Annotated in this window: 29 protein-coding genes and 2 tRNA genes; 14 read left to right on the top strand and 17 right to left on the bottom strand. The window is 70.4% G+C overall.

From position 1 onward, the window contains the following. Positions 1-25 precede the first annotated feature (25 nt). The 3 genes from ABIA36_RS16330 to ABIA36_RS16320 form a co-directional block, all read right to left on the bottom strand. A tRNA-His gene (locus ABIA36_RS16330) sits at positions 26-101 on the bottom strand. Between the two features lie 58 nt (positions 102-159). Beyond that, positions 160-783, bottom strand: coding sequence for an oligoribonuclease (gene orn / locus ABIA36_RS16325; RefSeq protein WP_369963584.1), 624 nt, complete (start codon positions 781-783; stop codon positions 160-162). Positions 784-793: 10 nt separating this feature from the next. Further along, positions 794-1,642, bottom strand: coding sequence for an SGNH/GDSL hydrolase family protein (locus ABIA36_RS16320; protein ID WP_369963583.1), 849 nt, complete (start codon positions 1,640-1,642; stop codon positions 794-796). A 96-nt stretch (positions 1,643-1,738) separates the two neighbouring features. Here ABIA36_RS16320 and ABIA36_RS16315 point away from each other — a divergent pair, with 96 nt between their 5' ends. Further along, positions 1,739-2,041, top strand: coding sequence for a glutaredoxin family protein (locus tag ABIA36_RS16315; protein ID WP_369963582.1), 303 nt, complete (start codon positions 1,739-1,741; stop codon positions 2,039-2,041). A 77-nt stretch (positions 2,042-2,118) separates the two neighbouring features. Here the strand turns inward: ABIA36_RS16315 and ABIA36_RS16310 are convergent, their stop codons facing one another. After that, positions 2,119-3,516, bottom strand: a complete 1,398-nt coding sequence (locus tag ABIA36_RS16310) for an MFS transporter (protein ID WP_369963581.1) — start codon at positions 3,514-3,516, stop codon at positions 2,119-2,121. Between the two features lie 111 nt (positions 3,517-3,627). On the opposite strand from ABIA36_RS16310, the gene ABIA36_RS16305 reads away from it, so the two are divergent. Continuing rightward, a complete protein-coding gene (locus ABIA36_RS16305) occupies positions 3,628-4,473 on the top strand; it encodes a helix-turn-helix transcriptional regulator (protein WP_369963580.1) in 846 nt (281 codons plus the stop codon). A 63-nt stretch (positions 4,474-4,536) separates the two neighbouring features. On the opposite strand, the gene ABIA36_RS16300 is transcribed toward ABIA36_RS16305, so the two are convergent. After that, a tRNA-Arg gene (locus ABIA36_RS16300) sits at positions 4,537-4,609 on the bottom strand. Between the two features lie 31 nt (positions 4,610-4,640). Continuing rightward, complete coding sequence (locus tag ABIA36_RS16295; protein WP_369963772.1) at positions 4,641-5,945, bottom strand: MFS transporter; 1,305 nt, start codon at positions 5,943-5,945, stop codon at positions 4,641-4,643. 185 nt (positions 5,946-6,130) lie between these two features. Here ABIA36_RS16295 and ABIA36_RS16290 point away from each other — a divergent pair, with 185 nt between their 5' ends. Next, positions 6,131-6,985 carry a LysR substrate-binding domain-containing protein gene (locus ABIA36_RS16290; protein WP_369963579.1) on the top strand — a complete coding sequence of 285 codons (855 nt, stop codon included), beginning with the start codon at positions 6,131-6,133 and terminating at the stop codon, positions 6,983-6,985. A 23-nt stretch (positions 6,986-7,008) separates the two neighbouring features. On the opposite strand, the gene ABIA36_RS16285 is transcribed toward ABIA36_RS16290, so the two are convergent. Continuing rightward, positions 7,009-8,226, bottom strand: a complete 1,218-nt coding sequence (locus ABIA36_RS16285; RefSeq protein WP_369963578.1) for a cation:proton antiporter — start codon at positions 8,224-8,226, stop codon at positions 7,009-7,011. A gap of 76 nt (positions 8,227-8,302) precedes the next feature. Here ABIA36_RS16285 and nadE point away from each other — a divergent pair, with 76 nt between their 5' ends. Beyond that, positions 8,303-9,145 (top strand): ammonia-dependent NAD(+) synthetase, encoded by an 843-nt coding sequence (gene nadE, locus ABIA36_RS16280; RefSeq protein WP_369963577.1) that lies wholly within the window; start codon positions 8,303-8,305, stop codon positions 9,143-9,145. Between the two features lie 79 nt (positions 9,146-9,224). Here nadE and ABIA36_RS16275 read toward each other — a convergent pair whose 3' ends face one another. After that, positions 9,225-10,058, bottom strand: a complete 834-nt coding sequence (locus tag ABIA36_RS16275) for a hypothetical protein (RefSeq protein ID WP_369963576.1) — start codon at positions 10,056-10,058, stop codon at positions 9,225-9,227. Between the two features lie 153 nt (positions 10,059-10,211). Between ABIA36_RS16275 and msrA the strand changes: the two genes are divergently transcribed. The 5 genes from msrA to ABIA36_RS16250 all read left to right on the top strand — a co-directional run bounded on the left by msrA (position 10,212) and on the right by ABIA36_RS16250 (position 14,091). Then, positions 10,212-10,739: a peptide-methionine (S)-S-oxide reductase MsrA gene (msrA, locus tag ABIA36_RS16270; RefSeq protein ID WP_369963575.1), complete on the top strand. Its 528-nt coding sequence runs from the start codon at positions 10,212-10,214 to the stop codon at positions 10,737-10,739. Between the two features lie 163 nt (positions 10,740-10,902). Next, a complete protein-coding gene (locus ABIA36_RS16265) occupies positions 10,903-11,352 on the top strand; it encodes a single-stranded DNA-binding protein (RefSeq protein WP_369963574.1) in 450 nt (149 codons plus the stop codon). A gap of 10 nt (positions 11,353-11,362) precedes the next feature. Next, on the top strand, positions 11,363-11,869 hold the full coding sequence (locus ABIA36_RS16260; RefSeq protein ID WP_369963573.1) for a hypothetical protein: 507 nt from the start codon (positions 11,363-11,365) through the stop codon (positions 11,867-11,869). Positions 11,870-11,933: 64 nt separating this feature from the next. Then, on the top strand, positions 11,934-13,616 hold the full coding sequence (ettA, locus tag ABIA36_RS16255; RefSeq protein WP_369963572.1) for an energy-dependent translational throttle protein EttA: 1,683 nt from the start codon (positions 11,934-11,936) through the stop codon (positions 13,614-13,616). Positions 13,617-13,623: 7 nt separating this feature from the next. Further along, positions 13,624-14,091: an acyl-CoA thioesterase gene (locus ABIA36_RS16250; protein WP_369963571.1), complete on the top strand. Its 468-nt coding sequence runs from the start codon at positions 13,624-13,626 to the stop codon at positions 14,089-14,091. 15 nt (positions 14,092-14,106) lie between these two features. Here the strand turns inward: ABIA36_RS16250 and ABIA36_RS16245 are convergent, their stop codons facing one another. Beyond that, positions 14,107-14,544 carry a ubiquinol-cytochrome c reductase iron-sulfur subunit gene (locus ABIA36_RS16245; protein WP_369963570.1) on the bottom strand — a complete coding sequence of 146 codons (438 nt, stop codon included), beginning with the start codon at positions 14,542-14,544 and terminating at the stop codon, positions 14,107-14,109. Positions 14,545-14,668: 124 nt separating this feature from the next. Here ABIA36_RS16245 and ABIA36_RS16240 point away from each other — a divergent pair, with 124 nt between their 5' ends. Together ABIA36_RS16240 and ABIA36_RS16235 are read left to right on the top strand one after the other, a co-directional pair. After that, positions 14,669-15,184: a sigma-70 family RNA polymerase sigma factor gene (locus ABIA36_RS16240; protein ID WP_369963569.1), complete on the top strand. Its 516-nt coding sequence runs from the start codon at positions 14,669-14,671 to the stop codon at positions 15,182-15,184. After that, positions 15,181-15,873: an anti-sigma factor gene (locus ABIA36_RS16235; RefSeq protein WP_369963568.1), complete on the top strand. Its 693-nt coding sequence runs from the start codon at positions 15,181-15,183 to the stop codon at positions 15,871-15,873. Before ABIA36_RS16240 ends, ABIA36_RS16235 begins: the two co-directional genes overlap by 4 nt. Before the next feature lie 9 nt (positions 15,874-15,882). Here ABIA36_RS16235 and ABIA36_RS16230 read toward each other — a convergent pair whose 3' ends face one another. Next, positions 15,883-16,767 carry an acyl-CoA thioesterase gene (locus ABIA36_RS16230; RefSeq protein WP_369963567.1) on the bottom strand — a complete coding sequence of 295 codons (885 nt, stop codon included), beginning with the start codon at positions 16,765-16,767 and terminating at the stop codon, positions 15,883-15,885. Positions 16,768-16,806: 39 nt separating this feature from the next. On the opposite strand from ABIA36_RS16230, the gene ABIA36_RS16225 reads away from it, so the two are divergent. Beyond that, complete coding sequence (locus ABIA36_RS16225; protein ID WP_369963566.1) at positions 16,807-17,565, top strand: hypothetical protein; 759 nt, start codon at positions 16,807-16,809, stop codon at positions 17,563-17,565. Here ABIA36_RS16225 and ABIA36_RS16220 read toward each other — a convergent pair. The 7 genes from ABIA36_RS16220 to ABIA36_RS16190 are packed head-to-tail and all read right to left on the bottom strand — an operon-like array spanning position 17,562 to position 24,700. After that, the gene (locus tag ABIA36_RS16220; RefSeq protein WP_369963565.1) at positions 17,562-19,211 is read right to left on the bottom strand and encodes an FAD-binding dehydrogenase; all 1,650 of its coding nucleotides are present in this window, start codon (positions 19,209-19,211) and stop codon (positions 17,562-17,564) included. The two genes, ABIA36_RS16225 and ABIA36_RS16220, sit on opposite strands and share 4 nt — an antisense overlap. 37 nt (positions 19,212-19,248) lie before the next feature. Further along, complete coding sequence (locus ABIA36_RS16215; protein ID WP_369963564.1) at positions 19,249-19,656, bottom strand: globin; 408 nt, start codon at positions 19,654-19,656, stop codon at positions 19,249-19,251. Position 19,657: 1 nt separating this feature from the next. Further along, the gene (locus ABIA36_RS16210) at positions 19,658-20,893 is read right to left on the bottom strand and encodes a mechanosensitive ion channel family protein (RefSeq protein WP_369963563.1); all 1,236 of its coding nucleotides are present in this window, start codon (positions 20,891-20,893) and stop codon (positions 19,658-19,660) included. Between the two features lie 54 nt (positions 20,894-20,947). Beyond that, a complete protein-coding gene (locus ABIA36_RS16205; RefSeq protein ID WP_369963562.1) occupies positions 20,948-21,634 on the bottom strand; it encodes a response regulator in 687 nt (228 codons plus the stop codon). Beyond that, positions 21,631-22,941: a sensor histidine kinase gene (locus ABIA36_RS16200; protein ID WP_369963561.1), complete on the bottom strand. Its 1,311-nt coding sequence runs from the start codon at positions 22,939-22,941 to the stop codon at positions 21,631-21,633. The genes ABIA36_RS16205 and ABIA36_RS16200 overlap by 4 nt, the downstream gene beginning before the upstream one ends. Then, positions 22,938-23,792: an ABC transporter permease subunit gene (locus ABIA36_RS16195; RefSeq protein WP_369963560.1), complete on the bottom strand. Its 855-nt coding sequence runs from the start codon at positions 23,790-23,792 to the stop codon at positions 22,938-22,940. The genes ABIA36_RS16200 and ABIA36_RS16195 overlap by 4 nt, the downstream gene beginning before the upstream one ends. After that, positions 23,789-24,700, bottom strand: coding sequence for an ABC transporter ATP-binding protein (locus tag ABIA36_RS16190; RefSeq protein ID WP_369963559.1), 912 nt, complete (start codon positions 24,698-24,700; stop codon positions 23,789-23,791). The genes ABIA36_RS16195 and ABIA36_RS16190 overlap by 4 nt, the downstream gene beginning before the upstream one ends. Positions 24,701-24,889: 189 nt before the next feature. Here ABIA36_RS16190 and ABIA36_RS16185 point away from each other — a divergent pair, with 189 nt between their 5' ends. Both ABIA36_RS16185 and ABIA36_RS16180 read left to right on the top strand, forming a co-directional pair. Then, on the top strand, positions 24,890-25,924 hold the full coding sequence (locus ABIA36_RS16185; RefSeq protein WP_369963558.1) for a hypothetical protein: 1,035 nt from the start codon (positions 24,890-24,892) through the stop codon (positions 25,922-25,924). Then, the gene (locus tag ABIA36_RS16180) at positions 25,921-26,334 is read left to right on the top strand and encodes a hypothetical protein (RefSeq protein ID WP_369963557.1); all 414 of its coding nucleotides are present in this window, start codon (positions 25,921-25,923) and stop codon (positions 26,332-26,334) included. Before ABIA36_RS16185 ends, ABIA36_RS16180 begins: the two co-directional genes overlap by 4 nt. Positions 26,335-26,389: the final 55 nt, after the last annotated feature.

The raw sequence follows: 26,389 nt of genomic DNA, 5'->3' as shown, positions 1-26,389 counted from the left end.
CCGTCGAGACAGCGTGCCTTTCTATTGGGGTGAGTAACGGGGCTTGAACCCGCGACCTCCTGGACCACAACCAGGCGCTCTACCGACTGAGCTATACCCACCATGTTCCACGTTCGGAGCCGGCTCGATGGCCGTTCCGCGCGAGGCAACTCATCGATTCTAATACATCCGGGCGGCCCATTTTTCCACCACGCCCGCGGCGGCCTCCTGGGTCTGCTCGGTGGTGGGTCCCGGCTCGTCGACGAAGGCCGCAGCGCGGTAGTAGTCGAGCTCGCGGATGGATTCGAGGATGTCGGCGAGCGCGCGATGGCCGCCGTTCTTCTCGGGGGCGTTGAAGTAGATGCGGGGGTACCAGCGCCGGGCGAGCTCCTTGATGGAGCTGACGTCGACGTTGCGGTAGTGCAGGTGGGTGTCGAGGCGCGGCATGTACTTGGCGAGGAACATCCGGTCGGTGCCGATGGTGTTGCCCGCGAGCGGCGCGGTGCGCGCAGTGGGCGCGTACTTGAGGACGTACTCCAGCACCTCGTACTCCGCCTCGGCGAGGCTCTTGCCGTCCGGGATCTCCTCGATGAGGCCGGAGGTGGTGTGCATCTCGCGCACGAAGTCGTTCATGTTGGCGAGCGCTGACGCGTCCGGCTTGATCACGATGCTGAGGCCCGGGTCGAGCACGTTCAGTTCGAAGTCGGTGATGACGACGGCGATCTCGACGAGCTCGTCGACCTCGAGGTCGAGTCCGGTCATTTCGCAGTCGATCCAGACCAGTCGATCACTTGAGGCAGCCATGCCCGCAAGTCTAGTGCGGGCCTCCGACCATCCGCGGCTGGCCGCCGATCAGCGACTGGCTGCTCACCGGCCGCGCCTCGGGCAGCTTGGCGCTGAGCCCGTCGCCAGAGGAAATGCCGCGCAGGCGCCGCGCCGCCCACGGGATCGCGTGCACGCGCAGCCAGGTGCGGAGAGGCAGGTCCTCCGGGAGGGCGGGCGGCCCCTCCACGGTGCCGGTGCGGGCGTCGGCGCTCTCGGCGGCGGTCGTCTCGGCGTAGGGCACGCCGAGCGCGTGCGCCGCGTGCGCCGCGAGCAGCCGGTGCCCGCGCGAGCTGAGGTGGACGCGGTCGGCGCCCCACATCGCCGGGTCGCGGAACTCGCGTACCCCCCACACGTCGAGCACGACGGCGTGGTGGTCGCGCGCGATGCTCCAGATGTTGGCGTTGAAGACCGCGGCGCGCCCGCGGAACGGTTTCAGGAAGAACGCGAACTGCGGGTCGAAGATGTTCGCCAGCAGCACGGTGGTGCCGTGCGCACGCAGCATCCGCACCCCGTCGGAGAGCCGCTCCGCGAGCGCGTCCGGGTCGGCGGTGGGGCTCATCAGGTCGTTGGCGCCGACCAGCACGGACACCAGGTCGGGCCGCAGCGCGAGCGCGCCGGGCACCTGCTCGCCGACCACGTCGGCGATCCGTCTGCCGCGGACCGCGAGGTTGGCGAACTCCACGGTCCCGCCGGAGAGCCGCGCGTCGCCGTCGAGGATGCCGGCGAGGCGGTCCGCCCAGCCGAGCCAGGCCCCGGGCCGTGCGGGCGCAGGGTCGCAGAGCCCCTCGGTGATCGAGTCGCCGAGGGCCACGTAGCGCGTATAGGTGGTCCTGCTCACGCCCCGATTGTCGGCCGCCGCGGTGACCTGCGGGTGACGCGCAGGGCGCCGTCGCGCGATGGTCGCCGGGAATTCGCCGGACGTACACTGGTCGACGTGGATGCGACACCGGCCGTTGACCGCCCCGTCACCCGGGACGTCGACCTCACCCTGTACACGTCGGCCTTCTGCGAGCCGTGCATGCAGACCCGCGCGGTGCTCGCCGAGGCGGTGCGGCTGGTCCCCGGGCTGCGGGTGACGGAGCGCGATGTGGCCCGTGACCCGGCGCGCGCGGAGTCGGACGGGATCCGGTCCACGCCGACGGTGATCGTGCTGGGCGGGGACGGCGCGGAGGTGTTCCGCGCGGAGGGGGTGCCGACGCTGAACCAGGTGCTGGTGGCGGCGGCGCGGGCCCTCTGACACTCGGCGAGCACCTCCCGAGTACGTCGAAGACCGCCTGTCGACTCGGTTGGCGTGCGTACTCGGGGGTGACGCCATTATCGGCTTCGTGTCCTCTTCGCGCCGAGGAGGAAGAGCCCGATCAGCACGGCAGCGGTGGCCACGATCGCGGCATCGACACCGAATCCGAGGCGGAACCCGCTCAGCGTCGCTTCGACGGTCTCGGTTCCCGCGGCTGCGAGAGCGGCGGTGTGGCCTGCGGCGATGGCGGAAATGATCGGGATGCCGATAGTGATGCCGACTTGCTGGGCGGTGGTCGCGAGCCCGGTCGCGAGGCCTTGCTCGTCGTTGCTGAGGCCTGAGGTTGCCGTGATGCCGTATGAGACGATCGCGGTGAGGTGGCCCACACACGCGAGGGAAGCGGCGATCGTGACGAGAAGGATCCCGTCGTGGGGGCCGACCCAGATCAGGGATGCGACGAAGACGGCCTGGACCGCGAGGCCGAGTACGAGCACCGGGCGCGATCCGAACCGGCCGACGACGCGGGGCGCGAGCATCCCGGAGGCGGCGGCGAAAATGCCGACGATGCCGAAGACGAGTCCGGAAACCGCGGGGGAGACGTCGAGCACTTGTTGCAGATAGAGCGTCGAAAGGAACACGACGGCGCTCATCATCGAGAAGGTGACGAGTCCGCCGAAGTTGCCCCAGGCGACCGCGCGGCGGCGCAGGATGTGGAGTGAGACGAGTGGCTGTCGAGCTCGGCTTTCGACGATGCCGAAAGCGATCAGGAGCACTACGGCCGCGATCAGCGCGCCGATGACGTCAGGCTCGGCCCAGCCATTCGTGGAGGCTGTGCTGACCGCGTAGATGAGTGCGAGCAGGCCTCCGGTGACGGTGATAGCGCCGGGAAGGTCGAGGCGTTGGGCGGCGCCGGCGCGGCTCTCCGTGACGAGGGCAGGAACCATGACGAGGATGATGGCGCCCAGGATGACTCCGAGCGCCATGGTGGAGCGCCACCCGAATGCCTGGGTCAGGGCGCCGCCGAGGAGCATTCCGATGGTGAAACCGAGGGAGAGGACCATCCCGGAGATTCCGAGTGCGCGATCGCGCAGCGCTCCTTCGGCGAAGGAGGTCGTGAGCAGTGCCATGCCGGTGGGCACGATTGCCGCGGTGGCGACGCCTTGAAGAGCGCGCGCGATGAGGAACGGTGCGACGCCCCACGCGACGGTCGCGAGCACCGAGGCGAGGGTGAAGAGCAGGAGGCCGCAGATGAAGATGCGGCGTCGTCCCACCATGTCGCCGATCCGGCCGAAGAGCAGCAGGAACCCGCCGGATGGGAGGGCGAAGGCGGTGACGGCCCATTGAAGGTTCGCGTCGCTGAGGCCGAGGTCGGGGCCGAGGGTGGGGAGTGCGATGTTCAGAATCGAGAAGTCGAGGGCTGCCATGAACTGGGCGGCGCAGAGCACGACCAACACGAGTCGTGCGCGGGAAGACATTCGCGGTCGGGCTGGGGTGCCGGAGGCTTCCGGTTGTCTTGCTGTCGTTGTCATGGTTCGAGCTTCGGCGCCCAGCGAGGGTCGAAGAGAGCGGGTAGTTATCCTGTGATGATGACCACCACCATGGATTCCACTGGTCGGAGGGAGGAGTTGCGCGCCTTCCTGATGGCGCGGCGTGCGCAGGTCACGCCGGAGGATGCGGGAATACCGGGCGGTTCGCGGCGGCGCACTCCCGGGCTTCGCCGCGAAGAGGTCGCGTTGCTCGCCGGCGTGGGGGTGTCCTGGTATCAGTGGCTCGAGCAGGGCCGCGACATCACTGTTTCGCCCCAGGTTCTGGATGCTGTCTCGCGTGTCCTTCGGCTGAACGAAGCGGAGCGCCGGCACTTGTACGTGCTGGCGGGTCTCAACCCGCCGCTGGGTTCGTCGTGGGAGCGTCCGCAGTTGACCGCGGGGCTGGAGCGGCTGATCGAGGGGTGGATGCCCAAGCCGGCACATCTCGTCGACCGCTACTGGAACCTGATCGCCACCAACGAGGCAGCACGGCTCGTGCTCGGCTACCGTCGCGGGCAGAACGACAACTGCGTGGCCTCATTCTTCCTCGATCCGATGTTCCACGCGCTGGATCGGAACTGGGATGCGACGGCCCGGATCGTCGCCGCGCAATACCGTGCCGCGATGTCGGAGCACCCGGGCGACACAGGGTTCGCCGAAATCGTCGACGACCTCCTCGATCGCAGTCGTGAGTTCGCGGAACTGTGGGCGCTGCACGAAGCGATGCCCGCGGTCACGATGACGAAAGTACTCGACCACCCAGTCGCGGGCGAGTTGCACTTCGAATCGACTCAATTGCAGGTCCCCGGTCAATCCGAACTGATCATGGTCTTTCACAACCCCGTCGCAGGCACGGGCACCGCCGAACGAGTAGAACGTCTGCTTGGGCTCGACACCGGGGAGTGACGGGCGCCTCAACCTGCGACCAAGAGATGAGAAGCACCGCGAGATGTGCTCCTGAACGTGACGTGCCCCCGGCAGGAATCGAACCTGCGACCAAGAGATTAGAAGGCTCCTGCTCTATCCGCTGAGCTACGGGGGCGCGGCCTCCACGATACCGTAGCCGCCATGCCCTACAGCGTCGCCCCCGCCTTCCCGGCCCGGTTCACGATCGCGATCACCGGCCGCCGCCCGCGCAGCCCGAACCGCAGTCGCAGGCTGGCGTTCCGCGCGATCATCAGGGCGACCACCACCGCGGCCGCCGCCGGCACAACCCCCGAGATCACCATCGCGATGTGCGGCCCCACCGACTCCACCACCCAGCCCATCAGCGGCCCGCCGATCGCCTGGCCGCCGAGCAGCACCAGGATGTAGAGCGAGATCACGCGGCCGCGGATCTGGACGTTGGACGACATCTGCACCAGCGAGTTCGCCGCCGTGATGAAGAGCAGGTTGCCGACGCCGATCCCGACGAGCAGCACGCTGAACGCGACCTGGTCCGGCGCCAGTCCCGCGAGTGCCTGGACGACGCCGAGGGCCGCTGCCGTGCCGACCACCATCGAGAGGCGCACCGAGGTGCGGCGGGTGGAGGCCAGGGCCCCGGTGAGCGCGCCGGCGGCGACGAGGGCGTTGAACATCCCGTAGCCGCGCGCCCCGACGTCGTACACGTTGTTCGCGTAGGCGGCGAGGAACACCGGCATGTTGAACGCGAAGACCGCAAGCACCGCGACCATCACCACGGTCCAGAAGATCACCGGCTTGCGCCGCACGTACCGCATCCCCTCGGCGAGCTGGCCTTTGCCGCGCGGGACGGCGGGGGAGTGATGCAGTTCGCTCGTGCGGAGGCTGAGCAGCGCGCCGACCACGGCCAGGCACGCGGCCGAGTTGATGACGAACGACCAGCCTCCGCCGACCGCGGTGATGAGGATTCCGCCGAGTGCCGGGCCGATCAGGCCGCCGAGCTGGAAGATCGAGGAGTTGAGGCTGATGGCGTTGCGGAGGTATTTGGGGCCGACGAGTTCGTTGACGAAGACCTGGCGGGCGGGGTTGTCCACGACGGTGACGAGGCCGAGTACGAACGAGATGGCGTACACGTGCCAGACCTGCACGGCGTGGGTGAGCGTCAGGGCTGCGAGCAGCGCCGCGAGCGCGGCGGCCGCCGACTGCGTGCAGATCAGGAGGCGCTGCTTCGAGTACCGGTCGGCGATGACGCCGCCCCAGAGCCCGAACAGCAGCATCGGGGTGAACTGCATGAAGACGGTGACGCCGACCACGGCCACGCTTCCGGAGAGCTGGAGCACCAGCCAGTCCATCGCGATCCGCTGCATCCAGACGGCGGTGTTGGCGACGAGGTTGCCGGCGGCGAAGCGGCGGTAGTTGGTCACGCGCAGCGAGATGAAGGTCTCGCGCCACGGCGGGCGTGCGCTGAGGGTGGGCATGGGGCCGGTGGGAGGGGCTGCTGCTGCGGTGGAGTTCGCCACGAGTGATTCCTGCGTTCCTGGTTCCGTATGGTCTCTTCGAGTTCTCCCTCTACGCTACGGAATCGGCGGTATTGTTTCAGCCAATTGAAGCTATAACTCCCATTGGCTTTCCGAATAACCGCCGTGAACGGAGCACCGACCGGATGTTCGACCCCGTCCTCCTGCGCACCTTCCTCGCCGTCGTCGACACGCGCTCGTTCACGCGAGCGGCCCAGCGGCTCGGCATCAGCCAGCCGACCGTCAGCCAGCACGTCCGGAGGCTGGAGCAGGCCGCCAAGCGCCAGCTCGTCTCCCGCGACACCCGGGAGGTGCGGCTGACCGACAACGGCGACGCCATGGCCGGGTTCGCCCGAACGATCCTGGCCGCGCACGCCGAGGCGGACAGCTACTTCAGCGGATCGGCGATGCGCGGGAGGCTGCGGTTCGGTGCGGCCGACGACCTCGCGATCACGACCCTCCCGCGCATCCTGCGGCATTTCCGCCAGCAGAACCCGCAGGTCAACCTGGAGCTCACCGTCGACCAGTCCGCCCCGCTGCACCGCCGCCTGATGGCGGGGCACCTCGACCTCATCTTCATCAAGCAGAACCCCGGCACGACCGACGGCACGGTGGTCGCGACCGACGAGCTGGTCTGGATCGGGCAGGAGAAGACGGCGCTGGAGCCCGACGCTCCGGTGCCGCTGATCGCCTACCAGGGGCCGAGCCTCAGCCGCCAGATCACGATCGACGCGCTGGAGGCGGCCGGCCGCACCTGGCGGATCACCTGCAACACGCGCGAAGTCAACGGCGTCCTGGCCGCCGTGCGCGCGGGCCTGGGGGTCGCGGTGTTCCCGCGGTCGCTCATCCCCAGCGACCTCATCAAGGTCACCAACCGGTTCAGCCTCCCGGAGCTCGGGCACGTGGACTTCACGCTGCTGTCCAACCCGTCGGCGGCGCGGGAGCCGGTGGAGGCGCTCACCACGGCCATCCTCGCCCGGGCGGTCACGCGGGTGCCCTGAGCCGGTCCGCGACAGCCGGGGGCTCAGCCTTCGACCGGGATGCGATCCGGGTCGGGGGGCCGCACGCCGCCGTCCCCCGAGCGCTGCCGCAGCAGCAGGGCCACGACCGGGAAGATCAGCACCGACAGCATCCCGGCGCCGACCAGCGCCGTCGCGGTGCCGGAGGTCAGGTCGTGGTCCTTCAGCCCGATGTTGGTCACGGCGACGATGATCGGCAGCCCCGTCGCACTGAACAGCGTGAGGGACGCCCGGTCCGCGAAGGTCGAGCCGCGCGGGGCCGCGAGCGAGCCGGGGAGGCCGCGCACGATCAGCAGCAGCACCAGGAAGATCGGCAGCAGGAGCAGCGCGTGCGGGTCACCGAGCAGGCCGCGCAGGTCGAACGTGACTCCGGTCTCGATGAAGAAGACGGGGACGAGGACGCCGAACGCCACGGCCTCCAGCTTGGTCTCGATGAGCTCCGCATCCGCCTTGGCGGCCCCGGAGAGCAGGACGCGCACGACGACGCCCGCGGCGAACGCGCCGAGCAGCATGTCCAGGCCGAGGGCGAGGCTCAGTCCGACCAGCGCGGCGATGGCGAGCACCACGACGCGGACGGCGAACTGCCCGCTGGTGTGCAGGGTGGCGCGCACGAGCGCGTGGAAGCGTTCGTGGCCTCCCCGCGCCGCGAACCACACCGCCGCGGCGGCGACCAGGGCGAACCCGATCAGCACGAGCGCGGCAGCCAGCGGCCTGCGCCCGGAGAGGAACAGCGAGATGGCCAGCAGCGGCCCGAACTCGCCCACGGCGCCCACCGCCGTGACCGCGAGGCCGAACGGCGTGCGCAGCTCGCCGGCGTCGCGCAACATCGGCATCAGCGTCCCGAGCGCGGTCGAGCACAGCGCGATCCCGACATAGACACCGGCGATCGCGTTCGGCGCGAGCAGCACGCCCAGCAGCACGCCTCCGACCAACGAGATGAGCCAGCCGAGGGAGGCCCGGCGCAGCGGCCGGCCGCGGATCGCGTGGAAGTCGATCTCGTTGCCGGCCATGAAGAACAGGAAGGCCAGGCCGAACTGCCCGACCGCGTGCAGGGCGTCCGAGGCCGGGATCCAGCCCAGCACGCTCGGGCCGGCCAGGGTGCCGAGCAGGATCTCGAACACGACGAGCGGGATCTTCGCGACCCTCCCCACCACCGAGGCCACCAGGGCGGCGACGACGGCCAGCAACGGCACGAGCACGATCGTTCCGACGAGCGGGTTCATGCGGCCGATGCTAGAGCGGGAGCCGGGCCGGCGGGGAGTTCACACGGACGAAATCCGCGCCCACTATCGTGGCAGCATGCGTGAACTCCAAGCCAGGATCATCGACGAGCTGAACGTGACGCCGAGCGTCGACCCCGCGGAGGAGGTCGACCGGCGCGTCGACTTCCTCGTGCGCTATCTGAAGGCGACCGGCGCTTCCGGGTTCGTGCTCGGCATCAGCGGAGGGCAGGACTCCTCCCTCGCAGGCAGGCTCTGCCAGCTCGCGGTCGAGCGGCTCGCCGCGGACGGCATCGAGGCCGAGTTCATCGCGGTGCGCCTGCCGTACGGCGTGCAGCACGACGAGGACGACGCGCAGCTCGCGCTCACGTTCATCAAGCCGCAGCGCACCATCGAGTTCAACATCCAGCGCGGCGTGGACGGGGTGGAGGCCGAATTCGGCGACGCCGTCGGCGAGCCGATGACCGACTTCACCAAGGGCAACGTCAAGGCCCGCATGCGGATGGTGGCCCAGTACGCCATCGCCGGCCAGCGCCGCCTGCTCGTGGTCGGCACCGACCACGCGGCGGAGGCCGTGACCGGCTTCTTCACCAAGTACGGCGACGGCGGCACCGACGTGCTGCCGCTGAGCGGCCTGACCAAGCGCCAGGGCCGTGCGCTGCTGGAGCACCTGGGGGCCCCGGCTCGCCTCTACGAGAAGGCGCCGACCGCCGACCTCCTCGACCTCGACCCCGGCCAGACCGACGAGGCCAACCTCGGCATCCAGTACAGCGACATCGACGACTTCCTGGAGGGCAAGGAGGTCGCGGACGAGATCGCGTCGGCGATCGAGACGCGCTACCTGGCGACCGAGCACAAGCGGCGGGTGCCGGCGAGCATGTTCGACGACTGGTGGACGACGCGCGGCGACTACAGCCGCTGAGTTATCGCCAGCACGACGAAGGGGCGCCGACCGGATGGTCGGCGCCCCTTCTGTCCGTGGGGTGGCTCGGGTGCGCAGGTCAGCCGACGGGCTGGCCGAAGCGCTGATTCGGGGTGGTGTCGTTCTCGTCGCCGGCCGCGGCGAATGCGGACACCGGCAGCGGGGTCTCGTCGTTGGCGCCGGCCGGGGTGGGGTAGTTCGCGGCGGTGAACGAGGAGTCGGTGCGAGCCGTGGGAGTGCTCGCCTCGGGCGCCGCCGCCACGGGAGCGCTCGAAACTGGAGTACTGGCGACGGGAGCGTAGGAAGCGGCCGGGACCGTCTCCTCCGTCGCCGTGGAGGCCGGCGCCGCGTGCTGCTCGTGGTGCTGCTGCGCGACCCAGGCGTCCTGCTGCGCCACGAGCGTGTTGCTCGGGTCGGCGCTCTCGAAGCGCCAGCGCTCGAGGTCGCCCTGGAAGATGCGGCGCGCGCGGCTCGGCTTGTTCTGCCACTCGATCAGCCGGTCGCGGAACTCCGCGATGGCCGGGTCGAGCTGGTAGCCGAACGTCGCGGACGCGCGCTTCATCTCGGCGAGCTGGTGACCCGCCCAGTTCGCGGCGATGCCGGACCCCTTGATCGGCAGGAGCCGCACGAGGATGTCGGCCTGGCCGACGGCGCGGTCGGAGAGCACCTGCTCGGCCGGGGTCAGCGAGTTCCAGACGGACGCCTCGGTCGCCGCGTCGACGAGCGCGGCGATCGCGCTGGCCTTCTGCTGACGGTCGGTGCGCGAGAGGAGTCCACGGAGTGCCCCGCGCGCGATCCACGCGGCGAGCAGGCCGGAGACGATGACGGCGATCGCGAGGACCGCCGCAGTGAAGACCGCGGGCTGCGCGGCCGACGAGTTGAGCCAATCGACGAAGTCATTCCACCACTGCATGCCGTGATGGTAACCGGGCCGACCGTTCCGCCCGGGCAGCGGGCGCGCTGTGTCGCGCATCCCGCCGCGAACCTCGCCTGGCGCCGCCGGCTCATCGGCACAGGTGCGCCGTCGTAGCAGAATGGAGGCCGGACCGATCGAAGGGATGGACCGATGCAGACTTTCGTCCTCGCCGGCGGGTGCTTCTGGTGCCTGGACGCCGTCTACCGCGTGCTCCGCGGAGTGCAGGACGTGGTGTCCGGCTACACCGGCGGCGCCGCCGTGGACCCGAGCTACGAGGAGGTGTGCACCGGCACCACCGGGCACGCCGAGGCCGTCGCCGTCACCTTCGACCCGGAGGTCATCCCGGCCGAGGTGATCCTGGACGTCTTCTTCACGCTGCACGACCCGCGCCAGCTCAACCGGCAGGGCGCGGACGTCGGCACGCAGTACCGCTCGGCGATGTTCTTCGACGGCGAGGAGCAGCGCACGCTGTTCGAAGCCGCGCGCGACCGGGCGGCCGAGTACTGGGAGGGCGGCATCGTGACGACGATCGAGCCGCTCGGGACGTTCTACCGCGCCGAGGAGTACCACCAGGACTTCTTCGCCAAGAACCCGGGCCAGGGTTACTGCCTGGCGGTCGCGCTGCCCAAGGTGAACAAGATCCGGGCGTCGTACGCGCCGTACGTGACCGCGGCCTGACGCCCGCCGCGTCGTCCTCCACAGGCCGACCCATTTCGCCGGTTCTCCACGGATCTTGCGATCTTCCCGCCGTGTGCCTTGCGGCTCGGCCATCGTTGAGGGACGGCCGCACCGGCGGTCGCACAGACGGGCGAGCACATGACGGGGGAGCACAATGACGGAAATGGTGACGGTACGGGGCACGGTGGCGACGAGCCCGCGGCACCTCCACGCGGAGGCGGGTGCGCCGATCACGAGCTTCCGGCTCGTGACGAACGACCGCAGGCGCGCACGGCGCTCGGGACCGACTGCGCCCGACGGGCCGTCCAACTGGTTCACGGTCATGGCGTTCGACGAGCTGGCGTTGAGTGCGGCGGCTTGCATCGCGCGCGGCGACCCGCTCGTGGTGGCCGGGAGGCTGTGCGTGCGCGATTGGGAGGGTGAACAGCTCGGCGTGACGGTGGAGATCGAAGCGGAGGCGATCGGGCACGACCTGACCTGGGGGCGCAGCGAGTTCACGCGCCGTACGGAGGGGCTCGACCTGGCAGGCGTCCGCGGAGCCGAGCCTCGGCCGCTGTCGGGCACGCCGGAAGCGGCAGAACGTCAGGGACACTCCATAGGGACCGGGCCCTAGGGTGGACAGCATGAGAGCGCCCGTCCGACCCGCCGCCGTCCTGCTGGCGGGTGCGGCGGTCGCTGCGGCGCTGCTGCTGAGCGCGTGCACGGGGGCTCACCCCTCCGCGACGACCGATCCCGCGCCGCACACGACGGCGTCCGACTCGGCCACGCCCACCCCCACGCCGACCGCGAGCGCGGCGCCAGCGCTCGTGCCCGGCGGCACCGCCGAGCAGAACCTGCCGTACTTCGACAAGGTCAACCAGGCGACGATCGCGGCCAAGCCGACCGCGAAGGGGCGCGACTTCATCGACGCGCTCGTGGCGGCGGGTTTCACCAAGTCGGACATGCAGCTCACGCCGGACACCACGACGATCGGGCTCACCGCGCCGTCCATCCAGTTCTCCGTGCAATTCGGAGCAAGTTGTGTGATCGGCCAGTACGGGCCCGACTCCGGCGGCTACACCAGCCTCGCCAGCCCCACCCTCGCGACCGGAGGCTGCCTGATCGGCCAGACCCGGCCGATCGACTGGTAGTTCCCGGTATCCTCGTACAGGGCTTTCGCCCGGCGAGTCCAACACAGGGAGTTCAGGAAAAAGAGTGGCCGAATACATTTACTCGATGGTCAGGGCCCGCAAGGCCGTCGGCGACAAGGTGATCCTCGACGACGTGACGATGGCGTTCCTGCCCGGAGCGAAGATCGGCGTCGTCGGTCCGAACGGCGCGGGTAAGTCGACCATCCTGAAGATCATGGCCGGCCTCGACACCCCCTCCAACGGCGAAGCCAAGCTGTCCCCGGGCTACACGGTCGGCATCCTCATGCAGGAGCCGCTGCTGGACGAGAGCAAGACCGTCCTCGAGAACGTCCAGGAGGGCGTGGGCGAGATCAAGGGCAAGGTCGACCGGTTCAACGAGATCTCGGGCCTCCTGGCCGACCCGGACGCCGACTTCGACACGCTGCTGGCCGAGATGGGCACGCTGCAGGAGCAGATCGACGCCGCCGACGCGTGGGACCTCGACTCCCAGCTCGAGCAGGCGATGGACGCGCTGCGCTGCCCGCCGGGGGACTGGCCGGTCAACACGCTCTCCGGTGGTGAGAAGCGCCGCGTCGCGCTCTGCAAGCTGCTGCTGCAGAAGCCGGACCTGCTGCTGCTGGACGAGCCGACCAACCACCTCGACGCCGAGAGTGTGCTCTGGCTCGAGCAGCACCTGGCCAAGTACCACGGCGCCGTGCTCGCCGTCACCCACGACCGGTACTTCCTCGACCACGTGGCCGAGTGGATCGCCGAGGTCGACCGCGGCCACCTCTACCCGTACGAGGGCAACTACTCGACCTACCTCGAGAAGAAGCGCGAGCGGCTCGAGGTCCAGGGCAAGAAGGACGCCAAGCTGGCCAAGCGCCTGTCCGACGAGCTCGACTGGGTGCGCAGCAACTCCAAGGGACGCCAGGCGAAGTCCAAGGCGCGCCTGGCGCGCTACGAGGAGATGGCGGCCGAGGCGGAGCGCACCAGAAAGCTCGACTTCGAGGAGATCCAGATCCCGCCGGGGCCGCGCCTCGGCCAGATCGTGATCGACGCGAAGAACCTGCAGAAGGGCTTCGGCGACCGCGTGCTCATCGACGGCCTCACCTTCACGCTGCCGCGCAACGGCATCGTCGGCGTGATCGGCCCGAACGGCGTCGGCAAGACGACCCTGTTCAAGACGATCGTCGGGCTGGAGCCGCTCGACAACGGCGACCTGAAGGTCGGCGAGACCGTCCAGATCTCCTACGTCGATCAGACCCGCGGCGGCATCGACCCGAACAAGAACGTGTGGGAGGTCGTGTCCGACGGGCTGGACTACATCCAGGTCGGCAAGACCGAGGTCCCGTCGCGCGCGTACGTCTCCACCTTCGGGTTCAAGGGGCCGGACCAGCAGAAGAAGTCGGGCGTGCTCTCGGGCGGTGAGCGCAACCGCCTCAACCTGGCGCTGACGCTCAAGCAGGGCGGCAACCTCCTGCTGCTCGACGAGCCGACCAACGACCTCGACGTCGAGACGCTTTCCAGCCTGGAGAACGCGCTGCTCGAGTTCCCCGGCTGTGCGGTGGTCATCACCCACGACCGGTGGTTCCTCGACCGCATCGCGACCCACATCCTCGCCTACGAGGGCACCGAGGAGAACCCGTCCAACTGGTACTGGTTCGAGGGCAACTTCGAGGCGTACGAGGAGAACAAGGTCCAGCGCCTCGGCCCCGACGCCGCGAAGCCGCACCGCTCCGCGTACCGCAAGCTCACACGCGACTGACCCCGCCATGCGACTGCACGTCCCGATCAAGCTCCGCTGGAGCGACCTCGACGCGTACGGCCACGTGAACAACGCCGCGATGCTGCGCCTCCTGGAGGAGGCGCGCATCGAGGCGTTCTGGGCGACCGACGAGCACGCAGTAGGCGGCTCCACGGCCGTGCTCGACGGCCGGCCGGGCGCCGACACACTCACGCTCATCGCGCGTCAGGAGATCGAGTACCTCGCGCCCATCCCGTACCTGCGCCAGCCGCTCGACGTGCAGCTCTGGCTCGGCAGGCTGGGCGGCGCGAGCCTGGAGGTCAACTACGAGGTGTGGTCGCCCGAGGGCGTCGAGCCGCGCACGATGTTCTCGCGCGCCTCGACCACGATCGTCCTGGTCGACGCCGCCAGCGAGCGCCCGCGCCGGATCAACGACCGCGAGCGCGACGCCTGGACGCCGTACCTCGACGACCCCGTGCAGTTCACCAAGCGCTGAGCCCGGCGGGCGGCGTCACTGCGTGACGGTGACCTTGTCGCCCGAGACGCTCGCCTTCAGCTTCGCCAGCGGTGTGCTCGCCGGCCCGTTGACGACGTCCCCGGTCGCGGCGTCGAACACCGAGCCGTGGCACGGGCAGTCGAACTGCTTGCCCTGCGGCGCGACCGTGCAGCCCTGGTGCGTGCACACCGCGCTGAACGCGACGACCGTGCCGGCCGACGGTTGCGAGACGACGATCGGCGTGGAGCCGAGTTGCGCGGAGACGGCGCCGCCGACCGGGATCGACGAGAGAGCGACGGTGGCCGAGCCGCCGTTCCCGTTCCCCGATCCGTCGCCCGACGCGCCCGAGCCCTGCGGCGTGCATGCCGCCAGCACGAGCGCCCCCGCGCCTGCTGCGGACACGCCGCCGATCTGGACGAGGGTGCGGCGCGTCAGCGGCGCGGATTCGGTCATCGTGGATCCTCCCGGTCGGCAGTGCTTTCTCCTAGGTTAGGCACGGGAGGGTGACGGTACCGGTTCACACATGGAGTTCTGAACTTTTCCCGCACCGTCTCCGTGGTTAGTGCAGGAGGTGACCATGCCGGATGAGGACGCACGCCTGCTGCGCGAGCTGCACGACCAGCACGCGCAGGCGGTCTGGCGTTACGTCGTCCACCTCACCGGCGACCGAGCGATGGCCGACGACGTCGTGCAGGAGACCCTGCTGCGCGCCTGGCGCAAGCCGGCGGTGCTGGACCAGAGCCAGCAGTCCGCGCGCGCCTGGCTGTTCACCGTCGCCCGCAACATCGTCATCGACGACAAGCGCAGCGCGCACTCGCAGCACGAGTTCGGCACCGACACCCTCCCGGAGCGGCCCTCGTCGCCGAACGACGGCGCGGACGCCGTCCTCGACGCCTGGCTCGTCTCGGACGCGCTGGCCGAGCTCTCGGACGAGCATCGCGCCGTCATCGTCCACGCGTACTACGGCGGCAGGTCCATCGCGGAGATCTCCCGTGAGCTGGAGATCCCGGAGGGCACGGTCAAGTCGCGGCTGCACTACGGCCTCCGGGCCATGCGGCTCGCGCTGCAGGAGAGAGGGGTGACGGAGCGATGAACCACGACGAATTCGCCACCTGGGACGCCGCCTACGTGCTCGGCGCCCTCGCTCCGGCCGAGCGCAAGGAGTACGAGGAGCACCTGCGCGAGTGCGGGCGCTGCTCGTCGGCGGTCGCCGAGCTCGCCGGCATGCCGGGGCTGCTCGGCCGGGTGCCCCGGGAGCAGGCGTTCGCCCTGCTCGACGAGGAGGCGCCGCAGGACGCCGGGCTCGGCGCGGAGGTGCTCCCGTCGTTGCTGGACGCCGCCCGGCGGCGCAGGCGGCGGTCGCGCTGGCTGGTGGGCGGTCTCGCCGCTGCGGCGGCGGCCGTGCTCGTGGGGGCCATCGCGATCGCCGTCCCGGCGCTGGAGCCCGGCACGCCGGCGGGCACGAGCGTGGCGATGGAGCAGGTGGAGCCGAGCGCGCTGTCCGCCGACCTGCACCTCACCTCGGAGCCGTGGGGCACACGGATCGACTCCCGCTGCGCCTACGCGAAGGTCGGCGGCGACGACGGCGGCCGCACCTGGACGTACGCGATGGTCGTCACCGACAAGTCCGGCCACCAGACCCAGATCTCGACCTGGACGGCGGCGGAGGGAACCGTGGTCGAGCCCGCGGCGACGACGAGTGTCCCGCTGGCCGACATCGCCGCGATCGACATCCGCGCCGCGGGCAACGGCACCGTGCTGCTCCGCAGCACCTTCGGCTGAGCCGACGCGTCAGTCGCGCAGCTTCGCCGCGTCCGGAATCCGGATGGTCGCCTCCTGGGCGACGCTGGCGACCAGACGGCCGTCGCGGCTGAAGATGCGCCCGAGCGCCAGCCCGCGGCCTCCGTTCGCGCTCGGCGACTCCTGGGTGTACAGCAGCCACTCGTCCACCCGGGCCGGCCGGTGCCACCACATCGCGTGGTCGAGGCTCGCCGCCTTCAGGCCCGGGGTCGCCCAGGCGACGCCGTGCCGGCGCATGACGGACTCCATGATCGTGTAATCGCTGGCGTACGCCAGGGCCGCGCGGTGGAGGGCCGGGTCGTCCGGGAGGTCGCCGATCGAGCGGAACCACACCGCCTGGTGGGCGACGTGCGCGCCCTCCACCGACAGGTAGATGGGCGACGGGACATGACGCATGTCGAACGGCCGCTGGCTCGCCCAGTACTGGGCGACCGGGTGCTCGACCTCCTCCAGCGTCGCCGCCGAGTTCGGCAGCGACTCGGGGTCGGGGAGGCCTTCTGGCATGTCCACCTGGTGCTCCAGGCCCTCGTCGTCGTCCTGGAAGGAGGCGATCATCGACAGGATCGGCAGCCCGTTCTGGTACGCCTGCGTGCGGCGGGTGGAGAACGAGCGGCCGTCGTGGATGCGGTCGACGGAGAAGGTGATCGGGTAGTTGACGTCTCCCGGCCGCAGGAAGTACCCGTGCATCGAGTGGATGCTGCGGTCGTCCGCCACCGTGCGCGTCGCCGCCACGATGGACTGGGCGAGCACCTGGCCGCCGAACACGCGGCCCAGCGGCATCCACTGGGAGGGCCCGGTGAAGATGTCCTCGCTGGTGCGGGCACCGGTGTCGGTGAGGTCGAGTGCGGTGAGCAGCGATTCCAGGGGCTCTGTCACAGTGTCTCCGTCCGGGGTCTCTAGTAGCTTAGAGGGCAGATGAGCCAGTCGTTTTCCCTCCAGGACACCCTCGCCGCCGCCGACCTGCAGACGTACCTGTCGCGCGCCGCCCGCGTCGAGGAAGGGTCGGTGCGCCTGATCGCAGGATCGGGCGTGCTCGCCGTGTACACCGCCATCCTCTATCCGAGGGGGCTGCTCGACCAGACGCCGACGGTGCTCGGGTTGCGCACCTTCCTGACTCACCACGATGTGGAGTTCGACGTCGTCGTGCCGATCCGTTCGCTGCTCGACCGGCTCGCGCGGGTGCGCGAGGCGGCGGAGAGCGCCGCGGCCGCCTCCGAGACCGGGGCGGTCGGGGAGGAGGGCCGCGACGGCGACGAGTCCGGCGCGGTCGACGGCGCGGTGGAGAGCGCGCCGCTGGAGGTGCGGCTGCCGATGGAGGCGCCCTCCGTCACATGGGCGGGCATCTCGCCGCCCCGCGGCGGCTGGCGCCCGGTCGGCGAGACGGGCTACGAGCTCCTGCAGGCGACGGCGGCCGCCGGCATCGCCGAGGTCGCGGAGGCCGTGCCGACCGGCACCGGCGAGCAGCTCGTCCAGCGGGTGCGGGCCGAGGTGTGGGGCCGTCCCATCCCCGAGCTGGAGTACATCCCGGCCGGTGCGGCGTTCGCCGCCGAGAGCCTGGGGTTCCTGGCCGCGGGGGAGCCGGTCGCCATCCTGGAGACCGGGCCGTGGACGCGGCTGACCACGCGGCGCGGGCACACGCTCATCCGCCGCCAGTCGTGGAGCCTGCGCGGCTAGACCGTTCGCGCCACCGCGCGTCCGGCCTGCCGCCCAGAGAACAGGCAGCCGCCGAGGAACGTTCCCTCCAGCGCCCGGTACCCGTGCACGCCGCCGCCGCCGAATCCGCTCGCCTCGCCCGCCGCGTACAGCCCCGGCACGGGCGCGCCGTCGGCGCCGAGCACCCGGCCGTCGAGGTCGGTCTCGATTCCGCCGAGGCTCTTGCGGGTGAGGATGTGCAGCTTCACGGCGATCATCGGCCCGGCCTTCGGGTCCGTGAGCTTGTGCGGCGACGCCACCCGGATGAGCTTGTCGCCACGGTAGGCTCGCGCGCCCCGGACCGCCGCGAGTTGGAGGTCCTTGCCGAACGGGTTGTCGAGCTGCCGGTCGCGCTCGCGCACGTGCCGGGTCACCAGCTCGGCGTCGAGCGGGACCTCCGACAGCCGCTGCATCCCGGCGAGCAGCTCGTCCAGGGTGTCCGCCACGACGAAGTCGGCGCCCTTCTCCTTGAACGCCTCCACCGGCCCGGGCGCGCCCGGGGCGACGCGCTTGGCGAGCAGGCCGAAGTCCTTGCCCGTGAGGTCGGGGTTCTGCTCGCTGCCGGAGAGCGCGAACTCCTTCTCGATGATCTTCTGGGTGAGGATGAACCACGAGTAGTCCGAGCCGACCTTCCGCAGGTGCTCCAGCGTCCCGAGCGTGTCGAAGCCGGGGAACAGCGGCGCAGGCAGCCGCTCGCCGCGCGCGTCCAGCCAGAGCGACGACGGCCCGGGCAGGATGCGGATGCCGTGCCGCTGCCAGATCGGGTCCCAGTTCTGGATGCCCTCGGTGTAGTGCCACATCCGGTCGCCGTTGATGAGGTGTGCTCCTGCCGCCTCCGCGATGCCGAGCATGCGGCCGTCGACGTGGGCGGGCACGCCGGAGAGCATGAAGTCCGGGGGAGTGCCGAGCCGTTCCGGCCAGGCCGCCCGGACCAGGTCGTGGTTGCCGCCGATCCCGCCGCTGGCGACCACGACCGCGGGGGCGCGCAGCTCGAAGTCCGCGATGCGCTCCCGGTTGCTCGCCGCGCCGCGCCGGGCGGCGTCGGGCTTCAGGATCGCGCCGCGGACCCCGGCGACGCGGCCGTCCTCCACGATCAGCTCGTCCACCCGGTGGCGGTGCAGCAGGCGTGCCTTCCCGGTCGCCGCGGCGGCCTGCACCTGGCGGACGAACGGCTCGAGCACGCCAGGGCCGGTGCCCCAGGTGACGTGGAAGCGCGGCACCGAGTTGCCGTGACCGGCCGCGGTGCCGTCGCCGCGCTCGGCCCAGCCGACCACCGGGAAGAACCGGACGCCCTTCTCGTGCAGCCAGGCGCGCTTCTCGCCGGCGGCGAACTGGAGGTACGCCTCGGCCCAGCGCTTCGGCCAGTGGTCCTCGGCGCGATCGAAGCCGGCGCTGCCGAACCAGTCCTGCCGGGCGAGGGCGAGCGAGTCGGCGACGCCCATCCGGCGCTGCTCGGGGGAGTCGATCAGGAAGAGGCCGCCGAACGACCAGAACGCCTGACCGCCGAGGGAGGCCGCCGGCTCCTGGTCGAGGATCGTCACGGACTTGCCCGCGTCGAGCAGTTCGCACGCGGCCACCAGCCCGGCGAGTCCGGCTCCCACGACGAGGCAGTCGGGTTCAGCGGTCATGGCGTGGCTCCTTCGGCACGGCGGGAGGTCGAGGCGGCTACTCCTCGAATGTGTTGACCATAGCGAACGCGGCCCGCTCCAGATAGTTCCAGAGGGTCTCGTCCTGCAGGGGCGGCAGCCCCAGCTCGTCGACCGCGACGCGCATGTGCGCGAGCCAGCGGTCGCGCGCGTCGGGGTTGACCTTGAAGGGGTTGTGCCGCATCCGGAGGCGGGGGTGGCCGCGCTCCTGGCTGTAGGTGGTCGGGCCACCCCAGTACCGCTCCAGGAACAGCGTGAGGCGCTCTTTGGCGGGACCGAGGTCCTCCTCCGGGTACATCGGCCGCAGCACCGGGTCGGCGGCGACGCCCCGATAGAAGGTGTCCACGAGGCGCACGAACGTGGCGTGGCCGCCGATCTGCTCGAAGAAGGAGGGGCCGGCCGGCGGCCCGACGGGGAGGGTGGTCATCTCACTCGGCTTCGTCTGCGGGAGGCTGTTCGGCCGCCGGGGGCTTCGGGGTGCGGGGCTTGGCGGCGGGCTTCGCCGGGGTGGCGGCGGGCTTCGCGGGGGTGGCAGCGGGCTTGGCGGGCGCGGCGTCGGGCTTGGCGGGCTTGGCCGGCGCGGCGTCGGGCTTGGTCTCGATCGCCGGACGGATGCGGATGGCGCCGGGATCGGCCGCCCGGGTCGCCGTGCGCTTCGCCGCCGCGCGGGCCTTGCGCCCGGTGAGCGGCCGGTCCGGCACGACGGGCGTCGGCCGGGTGCGCGGCGGCTTGGCGCCGTTGACGCTGCCCGCGCCGTCGAACCCGGAGAGCACCACCGCCGACAGCGACGGCAGCGTCACGCCGAGCTCGTCCGTGGCCTGCTTGAGGCGCAGCCGCAGCTCGCGGGAGACGTCGTCCTTGGCCGTCGTGCGGGTCTTCAGCACGATCCGGATCACGATGGCGTCGGCGGAGATCGACTCCAGCCCCCACAGCTCCGGCTTGTCGAGGATGCGCGAGCGCCACTTGGGGCTGGTCGCGAGCGCGGTCGCGGCCTCCATCAGCTTGGCCTGCACCGCCTCGATGTCGGTGTCGTACGGCACCGCGACGTCCACGATCACGCGCGACCAGCCCTGCGACATGTTGCCGACGCGCAGGATCTCGCCGTTGCGGACGAACCAGAGGGTGCCGTTGACGTCGCGCACCTGGGTGACCCGGATACCCACCGCCTCCACCACACCGGTCGCCGGCCCGAGGTCGACCACGTCGCCGACGCCGAGCTGGTCCTCCATGACCATGAAGAGGCCGTTCAGGACGTCCTTGACGATGTTCTGCGCGCCGAAACCGAGGCCGGCGCCGATCGCGGCGGTGAGGAGGGCGAAGGAGGTGAGCGCGTCCGGAGCGAAGACCTGGATGACCAGGATGATCGTGATGATCCCGATCGTGACGTTCACGATGTTGCTCAGCACTGAGCCGAGCGTGCGGGTGCGCTGGACCACGCGCACCGCCGCGAGCGGGGAGGCGACCAGGGCCTGCGTGTCCGTCACGCTCTGGCCCTTCTTGACCCCGCTGACGATCTGGCGCACGACGCGACGGATCACCGCGCGCAGGATCCAGGCCAGGAGGATCGCGCCGAGGACGATGCCGGCCGCGTGTGCGAGGTTCCAGCCGGCGTCGACCATCCACGAGCCGAACGAGGTCCAGAAGTCCACTTTCAGAATGCTCATCGCACGGTATCCTACCGAGAGCTGCCTTGGCGTCTTCTGGAATCCGCGGCGCGGCTAGCTCTCCACCAGCCCGTTCTCGTAGGCGAAGATGACCGCGTGCACCCGGTCGCGGAGCTGCAGCTTGGCGAGGACCCGGCCGACATGCGTCTTGACGGTCGACTCGGTGAGGAAGAACTTCGCGCCGATCTCGCCGTTGGTCAGGCCGTCGGCCATCGCGAGGAGGATCTCTCGCTCGCGCGGTGTGAGCACCGCGGTCGGGTCCGCGGCGGTCCCGCCGGCGCTGTTCGCGGGCAGCCGGTCGGCGAACAGCTCCAGCATGGAGCGGGTCACGCGGCCGGTGACGGCGGCGTCGCCGGCGGCCACGGCGCGGATGGCCGCGGCCAGCTCGGCCGGCCGGGCGTCCTTCAGCAGGAACCCGCTCGCGCCGGCGCGCAGTCCGCCGAAGGCGTACTCGTCCAGGTCGAACGTCGTGAGGATGATGATGCGCGCGTCCGGGTTCGTCGTGACGATGCGCCGGGTCGCCTCGATGCCGTCGAGGTTCGGCATGCGCACGTCCATCAGGATGACGTCGGGCCGGGTCTCGACGGCGAGCCGGACCGCCTCCACGCCGTCGGCCGCCTCGCCGACCACGTGGAGGTCGGGCTCGGTCTCCAGCACCATCCGGAAGCCCAGCCGCACGAGCGCCTGGTCGTCGACGAGCAGGACGCGCAGCGGCTGCTCGGTCGGGTCGGGGTCGGTCATTCGGGTCTCCTGGTCGGGGCGGTGGGGGAGTTAGTGGTGGTGGTGGTCGAATCGGGCCCGGCAGAATCCACTCGTGCGAACTCCGCCACCAGCCGCCACCCGCCGCCGCGTCGTGGTCCGGCCTCCAGGGTCCCACCGTAGAGCGCGACGCGCTCCCGCAGGCCGAGCAGGCCGCTGCCCGAGCCCGGCACCGATCCGGTGTGGACCGTCGCGTCGTCCTCCACGGTGACGCGGACGTCCCGCTCCCCGAAGTCGATCGTCACGGCGACCATGGTCGCGAGCGCGGCGTGGCGGAGGGTGTTGGTGAGCGCCTCCTGCACCACCCGGAAGACCGTGAGCTGCTGCCCGATATCGGTGGGCGGGACGCCGGTGACCGTGATCCGCACCGGGAGTCCGGCGGCCCGGAACCGTTCGACCAGCTCGCGCAGGTCGGCGAGCCCCGGCTGCGGTGCGTGTGCCGCCGCCTCCTCGTCGCCCGCGCGCAGCACACCGAGCAGGCGGCGCATGTCGCCGAGGGCCCCGCGCCCGGTCTCGGCGACCAGCCGCATCGTCTCGGCGGAGCGCTCGGGCGCCGTGCCGACGAGCCCGGCGGAGCCGTCGGCGAGGGCGATCATCACCGTCAGGCTGTGCGAGACGATGTCGTGCAGCTCCCGGGCGACGCGGCTGCGCTCGGCCGCGGTGGCGAGTTCGGCTTGCTGGTCGCGTTCCCGGGCGAGCTGGTGGGCGCGGTCGATGAGCGCGTTCAGGTAGCGGCGCCGGTTGCCGACGTTGCTGCCGATCAGCACCGCGACGATGCAGAACGCGAGCGCGGCGAAGCCGGAGGGCAGCGCCTCCGTCGACAGCGGCGCGAACGCGGGCACCTCGGACACGATGGTCGCGATGGCGAGGGACACGATGGTCGCGACCGCCGTGATGCCGTAGCCGATCCACGCCGAGCGCACCGTGCGGTAGACCGCGAGGGCGTAGAGCGCGAACACCGCGGGCACGAAGTCGAGGTTGCGGCCGAGGAAGACGCTGACGACGAGGACGACGATCGCGATCCCGAACACCGCCCGCGGGTGCAGCCGCCGCGCGAACAATGCCGCGCCGGCGACGACCACGAGCAGGAGCTGGATCGCCGCGGCCAGGCCCGGGCTCCGCACCATGTGGACGACGCCCTCGGCGAGCGAGGGCACCAGGTAGACGCCCGCGACGATGGCGTCCACCACGAGCGGGTGCGCGCCGAAGTAGCGCCGCACCGCCCCGGGCGGCCTCGGGAGTTCGAGGTCGGCCGGGGCGGTGTCGGCGGCGGTCACTGGTGTGGTCACGCGTCCCGTCGCTGCAGCAGGATCGCTCCCACGATGAACGAGACGGCGGTCCAGATCACCACGGTGAGGATGTTCTGCCAGGGTTCGAGCGAGCCGTTTGCGATGCCGGCCATCCCGTCGCCCGCGTTGTTCATCAGATAGTGCGACCAGTCGGCCAGCCAGGTGGCCTTCGGAAGCACGCCGATCGCGATCTGGACGAGGATCGGAACGAGGAACAGCACGCCGACGACCGCGGAGATGCCCCCGGCGCTGGCCTTGATGATCGCCCCGAGTCCGAGCGCGAAGACCGCCACAAGCCCGAGATACGCGGCGGCGCCGAGGATCGACCAGAGCGTCGAGGCGTCGAACAGCGCGCCAGGATAGCCCTTGCCGCTCATCACGCTGATCGCGATCGCCCAGGAAGCGGCGAGACTGACCAGGCCGACCACGAACGACACGGCGAACAGCATGATCGCCTTGGCCGCCAGCACAGGGAACCGGTGCGGGACGGCGGCGAACGATGAGCGGATCATGCCGGTGGAGAACTCGCCGCTGATGGCGAGAACGCCGAGCACCGCGACGACGAGCTGGGCGAAGCGGAGCCCGAACGTGGCGGCGGTGGTGACGATGGTGTCGAGATGGAGCGTCGCGCCGCGCGGACCGCTCTCGGTGACGAGGGTGGAAGCGCTCGGGATCGAGAAGCTCAGGAGGGCGGCGAAGCCGACCACCAGGACCACGACGGCCACCAGCGTCCAGAACGTCGACCGCAGCGAGCGCAGCTTGATCCACTCCGAGCGCAGCACGCGCACGAAGCTCAGCCGGCCGACCTCGGCGTGGACGTATCCGGCGGCGGGTGCGGTTGCGGTGCTCATGAGGTGACCTCCGAGTGGTATTCGACCTCGTCCTGCGTGAGTTCGAGGTACGCCTCCTCGAGGGAAGCGCTGAGCGGGGTGAGTTCGTGGAGGGCGACGCCCGCGCCGGCCGCGGCGTCGCCGATCTGCGCGGCGCTGAGGCCGGTGACCTCGATGAGCTGGGCCTCCACGCCCGTGATCGTGACGTCTCCGCCCTGGATGGCGTTGGCGAGCCGCTCGACCTCGGGCGTGCGGACCCGGACCGCGCTGCGCGTGGCGCCGGCGAGGATCTGGTCGACAGGGGCGTCCGCGAGGACGCGGCCGCGGCCGAGCACGATGATGTGGTCGGCGGTCTGCGCCATCTCGCTCATCAGGTGCGAGGAGAGGAAGACCGTGCGCCCCTGCCCGGCGAGGTGCCGGGCGAACTGGCGCACCCAGAGCACGCCCTCCGGGTCGAGCCCGTTGACCGGCTCGTCCAGGATGAGCGTCGCCGGGTCCCCGAGCATGGCGGCGGCGATCCCGAGCCGCTGGCCCATGCCGAGCGAGAACCCGCCGACGCGCTTGCCCGCGACCGACTCCAGCCCGGTGAGGCCGATGACCTCGTGCACGCGGCGCTTGGAGATGCCGTGGGTGGCGGCCATCGCCAGCAGGTGGTTGTAGGCGGTGCGGCCGGTGTGCACGGCCTTGGCGTCGAGCAGTGCGCCGACCTCCCCGAGCGGGGACCGCAGCTCGGCGTAGCGCTTGCCGTTGATGGTCGCGGTGCCGTGGGTCGGCCGGTCGAGCCCCATGATCATGCGCATGGTGGTCGACTTGCCCGCGCCGTTCGGCCCGAGGAAGCCGGTGACCTTGCCCGGCTGGATGGTCGCCGAGATGTCGTCGACAGCGGTCTTGCTGCCGAACCTCTTGGTGAGGCTTTCGAGTTGGATCATGGCTCCGAGAGTAGGGCCGCCGAGGGCCTCGCGTCATCGAACCTGGGTACGACCTGCGTGTCGGACGAGGTCGTGCGTGAGAACGAGCCCGCAATTGTATGGAAAATGCATGAGGTGCAATGGGTTGATTTGTGACAATGCCGAGACCTAGGTTGGCGAGGGACGACGTCGTCGACCGATTGGATCACCATGCACCACCGCACGAAAATCGCGATCGCCGCTGCTGCAGCGGGAGCGCTGACCCTGGGACTCTGTTCGCCCGCGCACGCCCACGAGGACATGAGCGACGTCATGGACGCGCTCGCTTCTGCGAGCGAGGGGGCAGGAGCCTTACCCACAGACACGTCGGATGTGCTCAGCCACGTCGCGAGCGTCGAGACGACGGAGAGCGGCGAATTCGCGATCGACGAACGCGTCGGCGCGACGGACGTCGCGATCCCGAACGATCCGCGCGACGACCTCTCACTCGCCGTCGAACACATCGGCATCGAGATCTCGATCGGCCTCCCGTTCGCCGAGCAGGCGCGGCGCGCGATTGTGGAGGCGGACGGAATCGTCTCCTACGACAACCGCAACGGCACGACGACGGTCCCCGTGGTCAAGGAGGACGGAAGCGTCCAGATCACCACGGTCATCGACAACGCCTCCGCCCCGAAGCGCTTCGACTACACGATCGCGCTTCCCGCCGGCGGCTACCTGGAGCAGCTGAATGGCGGCATGATCGTCATCCGGGACGCGGACGGCGGGTTCCAGGGCGGCGTGCTTCCCGCGTGGGCGAAGGACGCCGACGGCGACGAGGTGCCGACGCACTTCGAGGTCGACGGCGGAGTGCTGACCCAGGTGGTCGAGCATGACGCGTCGACCGCGTATCCGGTGGTGGCCGATCCGGAGGTGGGCGGCGGGCTGCTGGCCGGCTATTGGATGAACCGGCCGGGCCACAACGGATACAACGGTGCAAGCGTCTGGTCGACCCATCTTTCTGCGTGGGGTGCCGCCGTCTACACGCAGGGCATTGTCGGAATCGAGATCGTGAAGAACCAGGGCTGGACGGAGTGGCGCAACTTCCCGCCCACTCCGGTGAGCGCGACGATTGAACAGCAGTACAAGTGCCACGCCCAGTTCGGCTACGCCGTGTGGATGTCCGGGGTGTGGTGGGATTTCGAGACGGCGCGACCTTCGAATCCAAACTGGCTGTGGAACGCTCAAGGCTGCAATTGGAAGTGAGCATATTCGAGCGCATCTACAAGCGAGCAACGATCGCCGCAGGACTTGGCATCGTATGCGCACTAGCCCTATCGTCCTGCAGTCTCCTCGACGCGCGCGCGATGCTCGATCCACGTGACGGGTTCGGCTCAGACGCCTACCTCCTCCCGCCGTTGGAATTGCCCGAAGATGTGACCGAAAAGGTATGCCCGAGCCGCTTCGGCTGCGAGAGGGCGGCGGAGTCGGAGCGAGTGCGGATCATGAAGTTCAGCACCTACACGCTGGCGCAAGCCGAGACGTACAACCTGGCCAGGTCAGGATTTCGCTCGGACCGCTTCGTGGTCGAGTTCCTCGACCCGTCCGTCACCGACGACGAGTGGCGGAGGGTCGCGGAGGTCGTCGACGGGACGGCAACGCCCTCACCCGACTGATGCCGACGAAACGGGGAGCCCTGGCCGGTCGACCGGACTCCCCGTTTCCGTCTCA

This window comes from Leifsonia sp. EB34, from assembly GCF_041260585.1.
Taxonomy (GTDB): domain Bacteria; phylum Actinomycetota; class Actinomycetes; order Actinomycetales; family Microbacteriaceae; genus Leifsonia.
The sequence above is the reverse complement of the archived record's forward strand: the minus strand, read 5'-3'. Positions and strand labels throughout refer to the sequence as shown.

What these genes read in the sequence shown, in the direction of transcription:
- ABIA36_RS16295 (WP_369963772.1), bottom strand. Translation starts at nt 5,945, where the DNA reads ATGCCCACCCTCAGCGCACGCCCGCCGTGGCGCGAGACCTTCATCTCG.
- ABIA36_RS16285 (WP_369963578.1), bottom strand. Translation starts at nt 8,226, where the DNA reads ATGAACCCGCTCGTCGGAACGATCGTGCTCGTGCCGTTGCTGGCCGTC.
- ABIA36_RS16210 (WP_369963563.1), bottom strand. Translation starts at nt 20,893, where the DNA reads ATGAGCATTCTGAAAGTGGACTTCTGGACCTCGTTCGGCTCGTGGATG.
- ABIA36_RS16190 (WP_369963559.1), bottom strand. Translation starts at nt 24,700, where the DNA reads ATGATCCAACTCGAAAGCCTCACCAAGAGGTTCGGCAGCAAGACCGCT.
- ABIA36_RS16245 (WP_369963570.1), bottom strand. Translation starts at nt 14,544, where the DNA reads ATGACCGAATCCGCGCCGCTGACGCGCCGCACCCTCGTCCAGATCGGC.
- ABIA36_RS16265 (WP_369963574.1), top strand. Translation starts at nt 10,903, where the DNA reads ATGGTGACGGTACGGGGCACGGTGGCGACGAGCCCGCGGCACCTCCAC.
- msrA (WP_369963575.1), top strand. Translation starts at nt 10,212, where the DNA reads ATGCAGACTTTCGTCCTCGCCGGCGGGTGCTTCTGGTGCCTGGACGCC.
- ABIA36_RS16310 (WP_369963581.1), bottom strand. Translation starts at nt 3,516, where the DNA reads ATGTCTTCCCGCGCACGACTCGTGTTGGTCGTGCTCTGCGCCGCCCAG.
- ABIA36_RS16225 (WP_369963566.1), top strand. Translation starts at nt 16,807, where the DNA reads ATGAGCCAGTCGTTTTCCCTCCAGGACACCCTCGCCGCCGCCGACCTG.
- ABIA36_RS16240 (WP_369963569.1), top strand. Translation starts at nt 14,669, where the DNA reads ATGCCGGATGAGGACGCACGCCTGCTGCGCGAGCTGCACGACCAGCAC.
- ABIA36_RS16235 (WP_369963568.1), top strand. Translation starts at nt 15,181, where the DNA reads ATGAACCACGACGAATTCGCCACCTGGGACGCCGCCTACGTGCTCGGC.
- nadE (WP_369963577.1), top strand. Translation starts at nt 8,303, where the DNA reads ATGCGTGAACTCCAAGCCAGGATCATCGACGAGCTGAACGTGACGCCG.
- ABIA36_RS16305 (WP_369963580.1), top strand. Translation starts at nt 3,628, where the DNA reads ATGACCACCACCATGGATTCCACTGGTCGGAGGGAGGAGTTGCGCGCC.
- ABIA36_RS16185 (WP_369963558.1), top strand. Translation starts at nt 24,890, where the DNA reads ATGCACCACCGCACGAAAATCGCGATCGCCGCTGCTGCAGCGGGAGCG.
- ABIA36_RS16220 (WP_369963565.1), bottom strand. Translation starts at nt 19,211, where the DNA reads ATGACCGCTGAACCCGACTGCCTCGTCGTGGGAGCCGGACTCGCCGGG.
- ABIA36_RS16250 (WP_369963571.1), top strand. Translation starts at nt 13,624, where the DNA reads ATGCGACTGCACGTCCCGATCAAGCTCCGCTGGAGCGACCTCGACGCG.
- ABIA36_RS16260 (WP_369963573.1), top strand. Translation starts at nt 11,363, where the DNA reads ATGAGAGCGCCCGTCCGACCCGCCGCCGTCCTGCTGGCGGGTGCGGCG.
- ABIA36_RS16215 (WP_369963564.1), bottom strand. Translation starts at nt 19,656, where the DNA reads ATGACCACCCTCCCCGTCGGGCCGCCGGCCGGCCCCTCCTTCTTCGAG.
- ABIA36_RS16205 (WP_369963562.1), bottom strand. Translation starts at nt 21,634, where the DNA reads ATGACCGACCCCGACCCGACCGAGCAGCCGCTGCGCGTCCTGCTCGTC.
- ABIA36_RS16275 (WP_369963576.1), bottom strand. Translation starts at nt 10,058, where the DNA reads ATGCAGTGGTGGAATGACTTCGTCGATTGGCTCAACTCGTCGGCCGCG.
- ABIA36_RS16290 (WP_369963579.1), top strand. Translation starts at nt 6,131, where the DNA reads ATGTTCGACCCCGTCCTCCTGCGCACCTTCCTCGCCGTCGTCGACACG.
- orn (WP_369963584.1), bottom strand. Translation starts at nt 783, where the DNA reads ATGGCTGCCTCAAGTGATCGACTGGTCTGGATCGACTGCGAAATGACC.
- ABIA36_RS16195 (WP_369963560.1), bottom strand. Translation starts at nt 23,792, where the DNA reads ATGAGCACCGCAACCGCACCCGCCGCCGGATACGTCCACGCCGAGGTC.